At 65.5% G+C, this 14,054-nt stretch carries 11 protein-coding genes and 2 pseudogenes; 6 read left to right on the top strand and 7 right to left on the bottom strand.

All coding sequences use genetic code 11. The features are described 5' to 3' along the window. Nucleotides 1-66: 66 nt before the first annotated feature. The 4 genes from ACSFBL_RS26675 to ACSFBL_RS26660 all read left to right on the top strand — a co-directional run bounded on the left by ACSFBL_RS26675 (nt 67) and on the right by ACSFBL_RS26660 (nt 5,209). Nucleotides 67-777, top strand: a complete 711-nt coding sequence (locus ACSFBL_RS26675) for a ProQ/FINO family protein (protein WP_435518840.1) — start codon at nt 67-69, stop codon at nt 775-777. 121 nt (nt 778-898) lie between these two features. Beyond that, a complete protein-coding gene (locus tag ACSFBL_RS26670; RefSeq protein ID WP_435518839.1) occupies nt 899-2,398 on the top strand; it encodes a DUF1800 domain-containing protein in 1,500 nt (499 codons plus the stop codon). Between the two features lie 136 nt (nt 2,399-2,534). Next, a complete protein-coding gene (locus ACSFBL_RS26665; protein WP_435518838.1) occupies nt 2,535-3,800 on the top strand; it encodes a DUF1501 domain-containing protein in 1,266 nt (421 codons plus the stop codon). Nucleotides 3,801-4,045: 245 nt separating this feature from the next. Next, complete coding sequence (locus tag ACSFBL_RS26660) at nt 4,046-5,209, top strand: PDDEXK nuclease domain-containing protein (RefSeq protein ID WP_435518837.1); 1,164 nt, start codon at nt 4,046-4,048, stop codon at nt 5,207-5,209. Nucleotides 5,210-5,318: 109 nt separating this feature from the next. Here ACSFBL_RS26660 and ACSFBL_RS26655 read toward each other — a convergent pair whose 3' ends face one another. The 4 genes from ACSFBL_RS26655 to ACSFBL_RS26640 form a co-directional block, all read right to left on the bottom strand. Then, on the bottom strand, nt 5,319-7,493 hold the full coding sequence (locus ACSFBL_RS26655; protein ID WP_435518836.1) for a malate synthase G: 2,175 nt from the start codon (nt 7,491-7,493) through the stop codon (nt 5,319-5,321). 266 nt (nt 7,494-7,759) lie between these two features. Beyond that, nucleotides 7,760-8,032, bottom strand: coding sequence for a hypothetical protein (locus tag ACSFBL_RS26650; RefSeq protein ID WP_435518835.1), 273 nt, complete (start codon nt 8,030-8,032; stop codon nt 7,760-7,762). After that, on the bottom strand, nt 8,025-8,435 hold the full coding sequence (locus tag ACSFBL_RS26645; RefSeq protein WP_435518834.1) for a hypothetical protein: 411 nt from the start codon (nt 8,433-8,435) through the stop codon (nt 8,025-8,027). The genes ACSFBL_RS26650 and ACSFBL_RS26645 overlap by 8 nt, the downstream gene beginning before the upstream one ends. A gap of 153 nt (nt 8,436-8,588) precedes the next feature. Further along, the gene (locus tag ACSFBL_RS26640; protein ID WP_435518833.1) at nt 8,589-9,329 is read right to left on the bottom strand and encodes an IclR family transcriptional regulator; all 741 of its coding nucleotides are present in this window, start codon (nt 9,327-9,329) and stop codon (nt 8,589-8,591) included. Between the two features lie 105 nt (nt 9,330-9,434). Between ACSFBL_RS26640 and ACSFBL_RS26635 the strand changes: the two genes are divergently transcribed. After that, nucleotides 9,435-10,367: a hydroxymethylglutaryl-CoA lyase gene (locus ACSFBL_RS26635; protein WP_435518832.1), complete on the top strand. Its 933-nt coding sequence runs from the start codon at nt 9,435-9,437 to the stop codon at nt 10,365-10,367. After that, nucleotides 10,360-11,550, top strand: a complete 1,191-nt coding sequence (locus tag ACSFBL_RS26630; protein ID WP_435518831.1) for a CaiB/BaiF CoA transferase family protein — start codon at nt 10,360-10,362, stop codon at nt 11,548-11,550. The genes ACSFBL_RS26635 and ACSFBL_RS26630 overlap by 8 nt, the downstream gene beginning before the upstream one ends. A gap of 41 nt (nt 11,551-11,591) precedes the next feature. Here the strand turns inward: ACSFBL_RS26630 and ACSFBL_RS26625 are convergent. The 3 genes and pseudogenes from ACSFBL_RS26625 to ACSFBL_RS26615 all read right to left on the bottom strand — a co-directional run. Beyond that, nucleotides 11,592-11,786, bottom strand: a pseudogene (locus ACSFBL_RS26625) (SEL1-like repeat protein); the annotation flags it as partial. Between the two features lie 183 nt (nt 11,787-11,969). Continuing rightward, nucleotides 11,970-12,893: a hypothetical protein gene (locus ACSFBL_RS26620; protein ID WP_435518830.1), complete on the bottom strand. Its 924-nt coding sequence runs from the start codon at nt 12,891-12,893 to the stop codon at nt 11,970-11,972. Next, nucleotides 12,883-14,054 (bottom strand): annotated as a pseudogene (locus tag ACSFBL_RS26615) (hypothetical protein); the annotation flags it as partial. The pseudogene ACSFBL_RS26615 and the gene ACSFBL_RS26620, both read right to left, overlap by 11 nt.

The raw sequence follows: 14,054 nt of genomic DNA, 5'->3' as shown, positions 1-14,054 counted from the left end.
ACCGCATTACAGTCGGGGCAACGCATTCGCCTGTTGGCGAACCGATTCCGCAGACAAGACAGCCCGATGACCCCGACAACCGAAGCTCCCTCCGCGCCTGCCGCCGCCAGCAAGGGCGGCCGCCGCGAGCGGCAGAACACCCAGAATCCCCGGAACGCCAAGCCGAAGGCGGCGGCGCCGCAGCAACCGCGCGCGCGCAAGGTCCATCCCGTGCTCGAAAAGCTCTTCGAGCTCTACCCGAAGATGTTCGGCGCGCGCTTCCTGCCGCTCAAGCTCGGCGTGTACCAGGAACTGCTGGCCCTGCACCCGGAGGAGTTCAAGAAGGAAGACCTCAAGATCGCGCTGGGCCTGCACGCCCGCTCCACCCGCTACCTCGAAGCCGTGGCGGCCGGCGAAAAGCGACACGATCTGAATGGCGTGCCCGTCGAGGATGTTTCTCCCGAACACGTCCACCACGCCATCCTCGAAGTGTTCAAGCGGCGGCAGTCCCGCACGGCCGAAGACCTGCGGCCCAGGCTGCGCGCGCGGCTGGTCAATGCGATCGAGGCCTCGGGTTTGACGCGCGAGGAATACGTGTTGGCCGTTCGCACGCAGGACGAAGTATCGACCGCCGTGCTCGACGAGGCTTTCGCCGAAGTAGGCGCACGGACCGCGAAGCGCGAGGCGTTGCAGCGGGCCTTCGAGGTCAGCGGACGCACCGTGGCGGAGTTCGCGGAGATGTACGGCATGGATCCGGCCGAGGTGGCGCGCACCTTGGGGCATACCCGCCAAGGCTGACCGCCGAAGTCAGCCGGGCGCGCTGCTTTACCTGGCAGGCGCCATCGGCAGGTCGACGCGCATGCGCTCACGGTCGTTATGGCGTCTGCGGCGCTTTCGCGCCGCGCAGCCAGGAGCCCTCATGCCGTTCCGTTCGATGTCGCATGTCAAAGTCGCCGCCGCGGCACTGCTGTGGGCCCTCGTCGCGATCCTCGCCATTGCGCCCGCCCAGGCGCAGCCCGCATCGGAACCCGAGGCCCTCCATGTGCTGAATCGCCTGGCCTATGGGCCCGCGCCCGGCGAGGTTGGCCGTGTGATGCGGCTCGGGCTCGATCGCTACGTGGACGAGCAACTGCATCCCGAGCGTCTCCCCTTGCCGCGCGATCTGGCGGAGCAGCTTGCGTCCCTGTCATCGACAGCCGCGTCGCAGCGCGAGCTGATCACGAAGTTCCGCGACGCCGCGCAAGCTGCGAAAAACGACAGCGAGGACGGCAAGACGGCGCGGCGCGACCTGTATCGGCAAGTCGGCATCGAATCCGGCGAAGCGCGCCTGTGGAGCGCAGCACGCAGTCCGCGCCAGCTCGAAGAACGGATGGTGGACTTCTGGTTCAACCACTTCAACGTCTTCGCGGGCAAGGGCCTCGACCGTGTACTGGTCGAGAACTACGAGCGCGAGGCCATCCGCCCGTACGCAATGGGTCGATTCCGCGACTTGCTCGGCGCCACGGCGCACCATCCCGCCATGCTGTTCTACCTGGACAACTGGCAATCGGCGGCGCCGGGCTACCAGCCCCCCGGCGCCGCCGGCGCTGCAGGCAGGGCCACCGGGCTCAACGAGAACTACGCCCGCGAGTTGATGGAGCTGCACACGCTCGGCGTGGATGGCGGCTACACCCAGAAGGACGTGACCGAGCTGGCCCGGATCCTCACCGGCTGGACCTTCAACGCGCGACTCACCACCGGCGCGTCCGTCTTCTACTTCGATGCGCGCCGGCATGACGGCGGCGACAAACTCTGGCTCGGCCAGCGCTTCGGCAACCAGGGGCAAGCCGAAGGCGAGCGGGCGCTGGACCTGCTGGCGATGCATCCGGCGACGGCGCGCCACATCAGCTTCCAACTGGCGCAGTATTTCGTCAGCGATCGACCGCCGCCCGCGCTCGTGGATCGCCTTGGCAAGCGGTACCTGCAGACCGGCGGCGATATCCGCGCAGTTCTCAAGGTTCTGTTCGACAGCCCCGAATTCCGCAGTCCCGCCGTCCGGGACGCCAAGTTCAAGACGCCCTACGAATACGTGATCTCCAGCGTGCGCGCCACGAACGTGCCGCTCGACAACGTGCAACCTTTGCTCGGCACGCTGCGGCAACTGGGCATGCCGCTCTACGGGTGCCAGACGCCGGACGGCTACAAGAGCACAGAAGAGGCATGGCTGAACCCGGACGCCATCACCCGCCGCATCGGCTTTGCGACGGCGCTCGCGTCGGGCCGCCTGCCCAATGCGCCGTCCGCGCCCGTCGACGCGGATGCGTTGCCGGCCACGCTCGGCAGCGGTGTCTCCGCAAAGACGCGCGCCGCCGTTTCAGATTCCACGCCGGAGTTGCGTGCCGCGCTGCTACTCGGCAGCCCCGAATTCATGCGCCGTTGAAATGGCTCACCCCCAGGCTTGCTCACTTCGTGTGGCCGCCAACCCCCTTCAGGGGGCAACCCCTGCGGCCCGGCAAAGCCGGTTCCGCGGGGTTTCCGGAATCGATCGGCTGTGTCCGTTGTGATGGAGGATCGTCATGTTGCGTCGCGATTTGTTGAAGCTTGCCGTGCAGTCGGGGGCCGTGCTGCTGCCTGTCGGCCGATCCGCCATGGCGGCGGTGGGAGAGGTCCGCGGCGCATCGCCGCCGCGACTGGTCGTGGTCTTCCTGCGCGGTGCCGTCGATGGCCTGAGCGTCGTCGTGCCTTATGCGGACGACGGCTACTATCGCGCGCGCTCGTCGATCGCGCTGCCGCGCCCGGGCGAAGAGGGTGGCGTGCTGGACCTCGACGGTCGCTTCGGTCTGCACCCGGCGCTGGCACCGTTGATGCCGCTCTGGCAGGCCGGCCAACTCGGGTTCGTGCATGCATCGGGATCGCCGGATCCCACGCGCTCGCACTTCGATGCGCAGGACTACATGGAGTCCGGCACGCCCGGCCGGAAATCGACCGCCGACGGCTGGCTCAACCGCCTGCTGGGCACGCTGCCTGCCGAGCCGGATGCCCCGGCCGCGGCCACGCGCGCCATTAGCATGGGCCCCGTGTTGCCGCGCATCTACGCGGGCCGCAACACGGTCGCCAATGTCCCGCTCGGCCCGGCGGCCGGCAAGCCGACATTGCTGGATCGCCCGCAGATCGCCAGCGCCTTCGGTCAGCTCTATGCCGGAGACGATGCCCTGTCGCGCGCCTACCAGGAGTCCCGCAAGGCGCACCAGGAGGTGATGACCTCGATCAACAAGGACAGCCTGGACCGCGAGATGCAGGCCGCCAGCAATGGCGCGCCGCTGCCCAACGGTTTCCCGGACGACGCAACACGCCTGGCCGCGCTGATGCTCAACGACCACCGCGTGCAACTCGCCTTCGTGGCCCTGGGCGGATGGGATACCCATGCCAACCAGGGCGCCGCGACAGGGCAACTCGCCAATCGCCTCGGACCGCTGGCGAAGGGCCTGCAGGCGCTGAGCACCCGCCTCGGGCCGGTATGGAACGACACGGTCGTCGTCGTGATGTCCGAGTTCGGCCGAACCGCTCACCAGAACGGGAACGGCGGCACCGACCACGGGCACGGCAATGCGATGTGGCTGCTCGGCGGCAAGGTGACCGGCGGCAAGGTGCACGGCCGCTGGCCCGGCCTGGACACCAGCGCGCTGCATGAAGGACGCGACCTGGCCGTGACCACCGATTTCAGGCAGGTGCTGGCGGCCGTGGCCGAGCGGCATCTGCGCCTGCCGGACGCACGCCTGGGAGAGGTTTTTCCCGGCTTCGCCGGCGGCGCGGCCGGGCCGAAGGATCTGGTCCGCGCGTGATCTCGCGTTTCGCCCCGCCTGCGGCACCGAACTGTTCCACCACGCGGCCATCATTCCCACCCCGCATAATTCCAGGCGAGCAGATCAGAGAACCGCATTGCCAAGTTTCCATACCTTTCATCAAACGCAAGATTTCGCTTGGCTTCTGTCGAGGCGGATTGATCAGTTAGCCAACTTTGTGCGTGCGGGCACCCTGGTCAGGCCCCGTGCAGCCCTGACCACAACAAAACTTCTTGCGGTAGCCGATGAAGAAGCGCGCTGACGCCGCGCCGCCGCTTTTCAGGCGGGTGCGAGAGATTCTGGATGCTGCGCGGGCAGGCGTGGCGCGCACAGTCAACACGACCCAGGTTGCTGCCAACTGGTTGATCGGGCGCGAGATCGTTGAGGAGGAGCAACGTGGGCAGCGCCGAGCGGACTATGGCGCCAGGCTTCTGGCGGAATTGTCGGAGCGGCTGAACGCAGAGTTCGGCCGTGGCTACTCGGTCGACAATCTCGAAGCGTTCCGGCAGTTCTACCTCGACTATCCCCAGTTGATTTCCGAGACGGTGCCTCGGAATTCGTCGGAAGCACCGAACTTGCCTCCGAGCGAAAGATCCGAGTCGCTGTCGCGGAAATCCCAGGGCGATGGGGTCTGGGTACCCGGCGTGTTGCATCCTTCGCTGTCGTGGAGCCACTACCGACAGCTCTTGCGCGTGGTGCGCCCGGAGGCTCGTGCCTTCTACGAAATCGAGGCGATTCGCAATGCATGGTCGGTGCGAGAGCTGCAGCGCCAGACGGCCAGCCTGTTGTATGACCGTTTGGCCAAAAGCAGGGACAAGAAAGGCTTGATGCGTCTGGCAACGCATGGGCAGGAAGTCTTGCAGCCCATGGATGCGCTGAAAGATCCGATGGTGATCGAGTTTCTGGGCCTTCCGGAATCGCCCAGGCTGGTGGAGTCCAAGCTGGAGCAGGCGCTCATCCACAACTTGCAAACCTTCCTCCTGGAACTGGGCAAGGGCTTCGCGTTCGTGTCGCGCCAAGAGCGCATCACCATCGATGGCGATCACTTCTACATCGACTTGGTTTTCTACCACGCGGTGCTCAAATGCTATGTCCTGATCGACCTCAAGGTCGGCAAGCTGACCCACGGTGAACTCGGGCAGATTCAGTTCTATGTGAACTACTACGATCGTGAACGTCGAACCGACGGCGACAACCCGACACTGGGGGTCATCCTCTGCCCTGACAAGAACGATGCGGTGGTGAAGTACACCCTGGGCGAGCAACAGGAACGCAATATTTTCACCAGCCGTTATCAACTCCACCTGCCGACCGAACAGGAACTGGAGCGCGAACTGCGCCGCGAATGGAGGCAACTGTCATTGGCTGAGCCAGTGGCGATCGATCGCAAGAAGAAGACGAAGGGCTGAATTCGAGCAGCTGCCGCACGATGCCTTCTGGCGGCCCATCGCGGCGGCAGAGCGCAAAGACGAACGGCACCCCAAAGGTGCCGTCCCTGTCAGGGTTGTCCCGAAATGATCAGGCGCTTGCCTTCACCTTCAACCGCCACGCATGCAGCAACGGCTCGGTGTAGCCGCTCGGCTGCTCGATGCCCTTGAACACCAGGTCCTGCGCCGCCTTATACGCGGCCGAGGTGTCGAAGTTGCCCGCCATGTTCCTGTAAAGCGGATCGCCCGCGTTCTGCTGGTCCACGACGGCGGCCATGCGCTGGAAGGTGGCGTCGACCTGTTCCTTCTTCACGACGCCGTGCAGCAGCCAGTTGGCGATGTGCTGGCTCGAGATGCGCAGGGTCGCGCGGTCTTCCATCAGGCCGATGTTGTGGATGTCCGGCACCTTGGAGCAGCCCACGCCCTGGTCGATCCAGCGCACGACGTAGCCCAGGATGCCCTGCACGTTGTTGTCCAGCTCCTGCTGGCGCTCGGCGTCGGTCCAGTTCACGTGCGGCGCGACCGGCACCTTCAGCAGGTCGTTCAGGATGTTGTCGCGCTCGGCGTTGGCGTCGATCTTCTCGAGCTGCTTCTGCACATCGGCCACGCTGACCTGGTGGTAGTGCAACGCATGCAGCGTGGCCGCCGTGGGCGAGGGCACCCAGGCGGTGTTCGCGCCGGCCTTGGGGTGGGCGATCTTCTGTTCGAGCATCGCCGCCATCAGGTCGGGCATGGCCCACATGCCCTTGCCGATCTGCGCCTTGCCGCGCAGGCCGCACGAGAGGCCGACCAGGACGTTGTTCTTCTCGTACGCCTGGATCCACGGCGTGGTCTTCATGTCGCCCTTGCGCAGCATCGCGCCGGCCTGCATGGCGGTGTGCATCTCGTCGCCTGTGCGATCCAGGAAGCCGGTGTTGATGAAGGCCACGCGCGCGGCTGCCTCGGCAATGCAGGCCTTGAGGTTGATGCTGGTGCGGCGTTCCTCGTCCATGATGCCGAGCTTGACCGTGTTGGCGGGCAGGCCGAGCAGTTCCTCGACGCGGCCGAACAGCGCGCTGGCAAAGGCCACTTCGGCCGGGCCGTGCATCTTCGGCTTCACGATGTAGACGCTGCCGGTGCGCGAGTTGCCCTTGCGCTTCAGGTCGACGGTGGCGATGGTCGTGGTGATCACGGCGTCCATGATCCCTTCGGGGATCTCCTTGCCGCCCGCGTACAGGATGGCCGGATTGGTCATCAGGTGGCCGACGTTGCGCACGAACATCAGCGAGCGACCATGGAGCCTGACCGGCTTCCCGTCCGCGCCGGTGTACTCGCGGTCGGGGTTGAGGCCGCGCGTGAAGGTCTTGCCGCCCTTGGCGACTTCCTCGGTCAGCGTGCCCTGCAGGATGCCCAGCCAGTTCGAATAGGCGAGCACCTTGTCCTGGGCATCGACCACCGCCACCGAGTCCTCGAGGTCGAGGATGGTCGAGAGCGCGGCTTCGAGCACGACGTCGCTGACGCCGGCCGCATCGCTCTTGCCGATGGGGGTGCTGCGATCGATCTGGATGTCGAGGTGGATGCCGTTGTGCTTGAGCAGCACCGACGTCGGCGCGGATGCATCGCCCTGGTAGCCGATGAACTGCGACGGGTCCTTGAGTTCGGTGCTGCTGCTCTGCAGCGAGATCAACAGCTTGCCGTGCTCGACTTTGTAGCCGGTCGCCATCTTGTGCGAGCCGTTCTCCAGCGGCGCGGCCTGGTCGAGCACGTTGCGGGCGAACTCGATCACCTTCGCGCCGCGCGCCGGGTTGTAGCCCTTGCCCTTTTCCGCGCCGCCGGCCTCGGGAATCGCGTCGGTGCCGTACAGGGCGTCGTAAAGCGAGCCCCAGCGGGCGTTGGCCGCGTTGAGCGCATAGCGGGCATTCAGGATCGGCACCACCAACTGCGGGCCGGCCTGCAGGGCGAGTTCGGCGTCGACATTGGCGGTGGTGGTCTGCACGTCCTTCGGTTGCGGCAGCAGGTAGCCGATCGATTCGAGGAAGGTGCGGTAGGCCAGCATGTCGGCGATCGGGCCGGGGTGGGCCTTGTGCCACTTGTCCATCTCGGCCTGCAGACGGTCGCGCTCGGCGAGCAGGGCGATGTTCTTCGGCGCGAATTCGCTGACGATGGCGTCGAAGCCCTTCCAGAACGTGTCGCTGGCGACGCCGGTGGCGGGCAGGACCGTGTCCTCGATGAAGCGGTGGAGTTCGTCGGCGACCTGGAGGCCGTGAACGGTGGTGCGGGCGGTCATGGTTCTTTCTCCTTGAGAGGGTGCTGCCAGGGACTTTATTCGATACCTGACTGGCGAGTAAGAGCCGAAAAAGAGAATGATCAGTGACCGGAATGAGGGTAATCGAGGCTCGAGGGCGCGCGCCGACCGACAAACAGGCACAGGCCCCATTGGGCCATAGAGGTCGGTGTTTGTGCGTTCAGCGCCAGCGCCAGCGTCGGGCCGGGGCTGTCAGAAAGGGGCGCGACTGCGGCCCCCGCGGCCGCGGGAGGTGGGGCCGACTGCGGTCAGTCGTCCCACCCGCGCACGGGCGAGAACTCGTCGTCGGTGAGCACGAGTCGCAGCAAGCAGACGACCGCGACGATGCCCAGTGTCGCCGCGGTCACCCAGATCCATTGTTCGGAATCGGCGAGACGCTGCGAGATCTCATCGCTCAGGCTGGCCAGTGCGGCAAGCGCCATCGCGACGATGGTGGCCAGCATGCAGTCGAGCGTGAAGATGTCCCACGCCAGATCCTTCGGGAAGGCGGACAGCACGCCTCTGGTGTGGTGGTCAATCATGGGCGTGAAGCCGATGGGCCTTGATGAGGTTGCGGATCTCGAAGATTCTTTCGCCAGCGCGCTTGCCGATCACGACCATCGCGTCGATCTGCGCACAGAACGCCCTTTCCGTGTACGCCTTCAACTCGATCGAGGCTTCGTTCCAGAGCCTGCGTGCGAGCTCGTCGGTGCTTTCGCGGTCGCCTTCCGCGCAGAGCCCCGACTCCTTCATGCGCTGGAGCGCTTCGCCAAGAAGCTCGCGCTGCTGCCGGACCATCGCCTGCAATCGCTCGCCCGCGGAGTGGTTCGCGGCGAGCAACGCATCGAGGTCGTCACGCCGGACCGCCATGATGGCTCGCTCGTCAGGCTCGTTTCGATCGATGAGGTGAATCACATCAAATGACATGTCGGTGGGGTGGTTCATGCGCAGCTCCCTGTTCGCTTGCCTCGGTGAAATCATTCGGACCGTGCCCATCGGAAAAGGTCGGCTTTCGCTGTTCTCTACCGCTGGCGAGACGCGAATTTGCGGGATTGGCGATGGAGTGTCTAGCGTGACGAATAGCACGCGCCGCGTCCGCTAGACCCAGCCGCTCAGTCGCCGCGCGGCTGCCTGCACCGGCTTGATGAAGTGCTTGTCGTAGCGATGCGCCGGCATGGTCAGCGTGACGGCCGCGGCCAGGGTGCCGTCGGCATGGAACACCGGCGCGGAGATGCCGGCCAGCTCGGCGGTGCGGTCGCCGACCAGCGCGCAATAGCCCTGGTCGCGAATCCCCGCGTAGAACTTGCGATCTTTCGTGGCGCGGGGACGTTCGCCCTCAGGCCCGAAAGCGATCAGGATGCGTGCGCCGGCACCGCGGTCGGCCGGCAACAGGTCGCCGGCGCGCACGTGGTCGCGCACCAGATGCGGCGAGTCGACGCGATAGAGGCAAAGCCGGGCCCACCCATCACCCTGGGGCTGGCGCACATGGTAGGCAGCGCTCTCCCCTGTGGCGGCCACCAGATCGCGCAGCACCGGCATCACGATGCCGTCGAGCGAGAACGACGCCGCGTACAGCGCATGCAGGCGCGCGATCTCCGTGCCGAGGGTGTAGCGGCCATCGTCCTGCCGGCGGATCAGGCGCGCGTGTTCGAGCGAGGCGAGCAGCCGCAGCACCGTGCTCTTGTAAAGCTGTGTGCGCTCGGCGAACTGCGCCAGCGTCAGCGCATCGTCGCCGGCCTGGAAGGCGGAGAGCAGACTCAGCGCGCGATCGACCGCGGCGGCGCCGCCGGGCGCTGCGTTGAGGTCGGATACCGATTCGGTCTGGGCTTTGCGTGGCATGGGCTGACTTGACAGGGAGCGCGCTCGCCGGTCTAATTCTGTTTTGCGGAATGTAGTTCTATAAGATAGAACTGTCAAACTCTGCCGCTCCAGGAGACGATCCCCATGACAGCCCCAGAAGTCCTCGTCAGCGAGGTCGGCCCGCGCGACGGCCTGCAGTCGGTGAAGGCGACCATGCCCACGGCCGACAAGCTGCGCTGGATCGATGCGCTCTATCAGGCCGGCATCCGTGAGATCGAGGTCGCTTCCTTCGTGCCGGCCCGGCTGCTGCCGCAGATGGCGGACGCTGCTGAAGTCGTGCGCCATGCGATCACGCTGCCCGGCCTGACCGTGATGGCGCTGGTGCCCAACCGCAAGGGTGCCGAGTCCGCGCTCGCGGCCGGCGTGCACAAGCTGACGATGCCGGTCTCCGCCAGCGCGGCCCATTCGCTCGCCAATGTCCGCAAGACGCGCGAGGAGATGGTCCAGGAAGTCCGTGCCATCTCCGACCTGCGCCGCGAGATCGCGCCGCACGTCAGGCTCGAAGCCGGCATCTCGACGGCCTTCGGCTGCACGCTGCAGGGCGATGTGCCCGAGGACGAGGTCATCCGCCTCGCGGTGCAATGCGTGGCTGCGGGCGCCGACGAGTCGGGCCTGTCCGACACCGTGGGCTACGCCAACCCGGCGCAAGTGCGCCGCCTCTTCAGGCGCCTGCGCGTGGAGCTGGGCGACAAGGCGGGCGCGGCCCACATGCACAACACACGCGGGCTCGGCCTGGCCAACTGCCTCGCCGCCTACGAGGAGGGCGTTCGCACCTTCGATTCGTCGCTCGGCGGCCTGGGCGGTTGCCCCTATGCGCCGGGCGCTTCGGGCAACGTCGTCACCGAGGATCTCGTCTTCATGTTCGAGGCCATGGGCGTTCGCACCGGCATCGACCTCGACCTGCTCATCGCGGCGCGTGCGCCGCTCATCGCCGGCCTGCCGGGCGAACCGATCTACGGCATGACGCCCGAGGCCGGTCTGCCCAAGGGCTTCATCCAGGGAACTGCACATGTCTGAGTCCGCGCCACTGCCCTACGCGGGAATCCGCGTCGTCGAATTCACCCACATGGTCATGGGCCCCACCTGCGGCATGCTGCTCGCGGACCTGGGCGCCGAGGTCATCAAGGTCGAGCCGATCGAGGGCGACAACACGCGGCGCCTGCTGGGCTCCGGCGCCGGCTTCTTCCCGACCTTCAACCGCAACAAGAAGAGCATCGCGCTCGACCTCAAGAAGCCCGAGGGCGTCGAGGCGGCATTGCGCCTGATCGCGACCGCCGACATCGTGAGCGAGAACTTCAAGCCTGGCACGATGAAGAAGCTCGGGCTGGACTACGACAGCCTGCACAAGCTCAACCCGCGCCTGATCTACGTCAGCCACAAGGGCTTCCTCCCCGGCCCGTACGACCACCGCACCGCGCTCGACGAAGTGGTGCAAATGATGGGCGGCCTGGCCTACATGACCGGCCGTGCCGGCGACCCGTTGCGCGCCGGCACCAGCGTGAACGACATCATGGGCGGCATGTTCGGCGCCATCGGCGCGATGGCGGCGCTGCGGCAGCGCGAACTCACCGGCAAGGGCTGCGAAGTGCAGTCGGCGCTGTTCGAGAACAACATCTTCCTCGTCGCCCAGCACATGATGCAGTTCGCGGCCACCGGCAAGGCGGCCGACCCAATGCCGAGCCGAATCTCCGCTTGGGGCGTGTACGACGTGTTCAACGTCAAGGACGGCGAGCAGATCTTCCTGGCCGTCGTCAGCGACAAGCAGTGGACCATCTTCTGCAAGGCTTTCGGGCTGGACGAGATGCTGGCCGATCCGCGCCTCAAGACCAACAACGACCGCGTGCTCGCGCGCGAATGGATGATGCCCATCCTCCGCTCGCACCTCGCGACCCACAGCGCAGCCGAACTGAGCGCCGTCTTCGAGAAGAACGAACTGCCCTTCGCCCCCATCACCAAGCCGCAGGACCTGTTCGACGACCCGCACCTCAATGCCACCGGCGGCCTCGCACCGATCCGCATGAACGACGGCAGCCAGTCCAAGGTGCCGCTCATGCCCTTCACCCTGGGCGGCGAACGCCCCGGCATCCGCCTGCAGCCCCCGCTGCTCGGCGAACACACCGACGCACTGCTCGGCGAAGTGGGCTACACCGACGCGCAGATCGCAGATCTCAAGGCGAGTGCAGTCACCCGCGGCGCCTGATCCGGCGCCCCCCAGCCACGCCATTCATATGCGGACGCCACAGGATTGCGCGGCAGTGCGTAGCCTTGCGGGATGTGGGCACGGCCGGTGCGTTGCGAACCCGGCGTGGGCTGCACGGCGGGCGCGGGAACAATTTGCTTTGCCGCTTCGATCAGGGTGTTCTTGTTGCCATCCCACTTGGGCAGCGGAGCCGGAGGCAGTGGTAGCACCTTGTCTAGGTTGGGGAAGCGGAGGTCGGAATTGGTCTTCCTCCCAAGGCCGCATGCGGTAGCCGAAGCTGCCTGCTGCCCCCTTTGCCATCTGATTCACGTCGATGGGCTTGCCGCCGAGTCCAACGTCCTGAAGTAGTTCATATGCAGCCTTTCGTGCCAATGGAATTTCAGTCCTGCCGCACGCACCGAACATGCGGCAGGGATCCCTCAGCCTTGGCGCTTGCTGCCAAAAATCCTTTCGAGTTCTTCTTCATGAGGATCGGGCGCATACCACTGCCACCACGCCTGCACCGGCACCCGTTCACGCGCTGCATCGCTCCAGACCCACACAGGGCCGAATATCTGGCCCTCGCCAAAGCCGCAGATGCGCCGCTCCATGGGTATTGAGGCGGTTAATGCGTCGTCCGCGAAGACGCCCAACCATTTTCCCCGCTTGGGCACGCGCTGGCCGGTGGTCGGCAGGTGGCCGAGCTTCTTGTGGTCACGGTCACGGATTTCTTCGGGACGGAGGTATCTGCGGCGGATTTCCAGACTGTTAAGGGTGGTGGCCGTGTACGGGCTCTTGTCCGGTCCCCCCTTGAGGTAACTGAGCTTGACGTGCACCGTATAAGGCGCATGCGGCGGATTGAGAATGCTGTACTCGAAGGTGGCGGGCTGGCGCACGCCGCCACCGTGCAACATGACCTCGGGGGTTTGGAGATTTCCGCCGTCTGGAATCCACCCCGGCCCGACCTTGAGTTGCAGCAGCTGTTCGAGCCGCTCACGCGGGACCGTCATTTCGGGCCTGAAGTAAATCTGGAAGTGGTACGGCTCGACCTTGCCTTGCGCATCGGTTGTGCCGAGCATGTAGATGCTGGTCCAGTCGTTCAGAAAGCGCGCATCGAATGCGTATCGGTTTCCACCTCGGTAAGCTTGGCCGTCCACTTCCTCGACGCGGGTCCGTGCGATAGGCAGCAGCCGCTTCAAGGTCTCGAATTCCGCGTCCCCGCGAATGACTTTCATCGCCGCGCCGATGAATGCAATCACCTGTTCACGCTGCGCGTCGGTGTGGCGGAAGTTGTCGTAGACCGACTGGTAAGCCCGCTTGCGGGACTGATACGCTTCCCAAGCTCTTTCTTTCTCAGTGAGCATGGTGCCCCCCTCCTGTTGAGCCTTGGACCGTGCCGGAAGCGATGTCGAAGACTCTTGTGCAGAAACCGGGGCGAGGCAGCACAGCGCCAGCATTGCCGCTCCACAACCGCTTGACCACTTCGTCGCACACGAAGCTGTCTTCCTCCCAAGGCCGCATGCGGTAGCCGAAGCTGCCTGCTGCCCCCTTTGCCATCTGATCCACGTCGATGGGCTTGCCGCCCAGTCCAACGTCCTGAAGTAGTTCATATGCAGCCTTTCGTGCCAATGGAATTTCGGTGGGGAGGATGTCGGCCATGTAGCCGGGCTCGTGAGGCCGCTTCTTGTTCTGGCTGTCGTAGTAGCACAGCAACCAGTAGTGCATGGCGATGCACATCCGATGCAGGCCCACGCGGGCGCTCGGCTCATCTGGCAGCGGCGTGCGTGCGGCGATCTGTAGATATTCGGGCGGCATGAAGTCGGCCCACACACGCTGGATGCTCGGCAGGTGGGCATAGTCGTCTGCGTGCTGCTGCACGAGCGCCGCTGTCCAGAAGAACTGCTGCGCGTGGCGAGCCTCGTGGTACATCGTGCTCGCGAAGTCCCTCACGGCATTGGAGATCTCCCCTCCACCGTTGGCGGCATCGAAGATCGAAATCAGACCGCCCTTGTAGCCAACGAGCAACCAATCCTTGGGGCGCATGATGCCCTTGAGGTCGGGATTCTCGAAGTCGGCAAGCGCCAAGTCCATGGCTTGCTGGTCGGTAGGAATCAGGACCGCCGGCATCGCATCTTTCGGCAGTCCGAAAGCCCCTTGATTCAAAGCCTTGCGCAGTTGAGCCCTGAACAGACTATTCAAATATTCGTGCTGACTATCACCCATCGGCCAACTGCCCCGCTTCCAATCGATCCCCATGAGTACAGGCTTAACCGCCTCCACATAAGCCCGCGCCACCGGGTAGTCAGGCTGCCCCGAAGCCCCTGCGGGCTCATGCCTGCGCATCCCCCAGTTGTTCGGATCGCAACTCGTATGCAGCGGCGCCTTGTCCTGACTCGTGGCCTCATCCTCGTTCGGCTTCAATCCCTTGCCGCCCACGGTCTGCCGCTTGCGCTCGCGCTTCTCGGCCATGGGCGTGTAGGTTTTCTCCGCGGGTGTCCTCACATCGGGCTCGTAGCTGGCGAGTA

Origin of the sequence: Variovorax glacialis (assembly GCF_051216375.1) — a bacterium.
GTDB lineage: Bacteria > Pseudomonadota > Gammaproteobacteria > Burkholderiales > Burkholderiaceae_C > Variovorax.
The sequence above is the reverse complement of the archived record's forward strand: the minus strand, read 5'-3'. Positions and strand labels throughout refer to the sequence as shown.

Coding starts and splice junctions, on each gene's coding strand:
- ACSFBL_RS26660 (WP_435518837.1), top strand. CDS start 4,046: ATGAAGAAGCGCGCTGACGCCGCGCCGCCGCTTTTCAGGCGGGTGCGA.
- ACSFBL_RS26665 (WP_435518838.1), top strand. CDS start 2,535: ATGTTGCGTCGCGATTTGTTGAAGCTTGCCGTGCAGTCGGGGGCCGTG.
- ACSFBL_RS26675 (WP_435518840.1), top strand. CDS start 67: ATGACCCCGACAACCGAAGCTCCCTCCGCGCCTGCCGCCGCCAGCAAG.
- ACSFBL_RS26655 (WP_435518836.1), bottom strand. CDS start 7,493: ATGACCGCCCGCACCACCGTTCACGGCCTCCAGGTCGCCGACGAACTC.
- ACSFBL_RS26635 (WP_435518832.1), top strand. CDS start 9,435: ATGACAGCCCCAGAAGTCCTCGTCAGCGAGGTCGGCCCGCGCGACGGC.
- ACSFBL_RS26620 (WP_435518830.1), bottom strand. CDS start 12,893: ATGCTCACTGAGAAAGAAAGAGCTTGGGAAGCGTATCAGTCCCGCAAG.
- ACSFBL_RS26650 (WP_435518835.1), bottom strand. CDS start 8,032: ATGATTGACCACCACACCAGAGGCGTGCTGTCCGCCTTCCCGAAGGAT.
- ACSFBL_RS26645 (WP_435518834.1), bottom strand. CDS start 8,435: ATGAACCACCCCACCGACATGTCATTTGATGTGATTCACCTCATCGAT.
- ACSFBL_RS26630 (WP_435518831.1), top strand. CDS start 10,360: ATGTCTGAGTCCGCGCCACTGCCCTACGCGGGAATCCGCGTCGTCGAA.
- ACSFBL_RS26640 (WP_435518833.1), bottom strand. CDS start 9,329: ATGCCACGCAAAGCCCAGACCGAATCGGTATCCGACCTCAACGCAGCG.
- ACSFBL_RS26670 (WP_435518839.1), top strand. CDS start 899: ATGCCGTTCCGTTCGATGTCGCATGTCAAAGTCGCCGCCGCGGCACTG.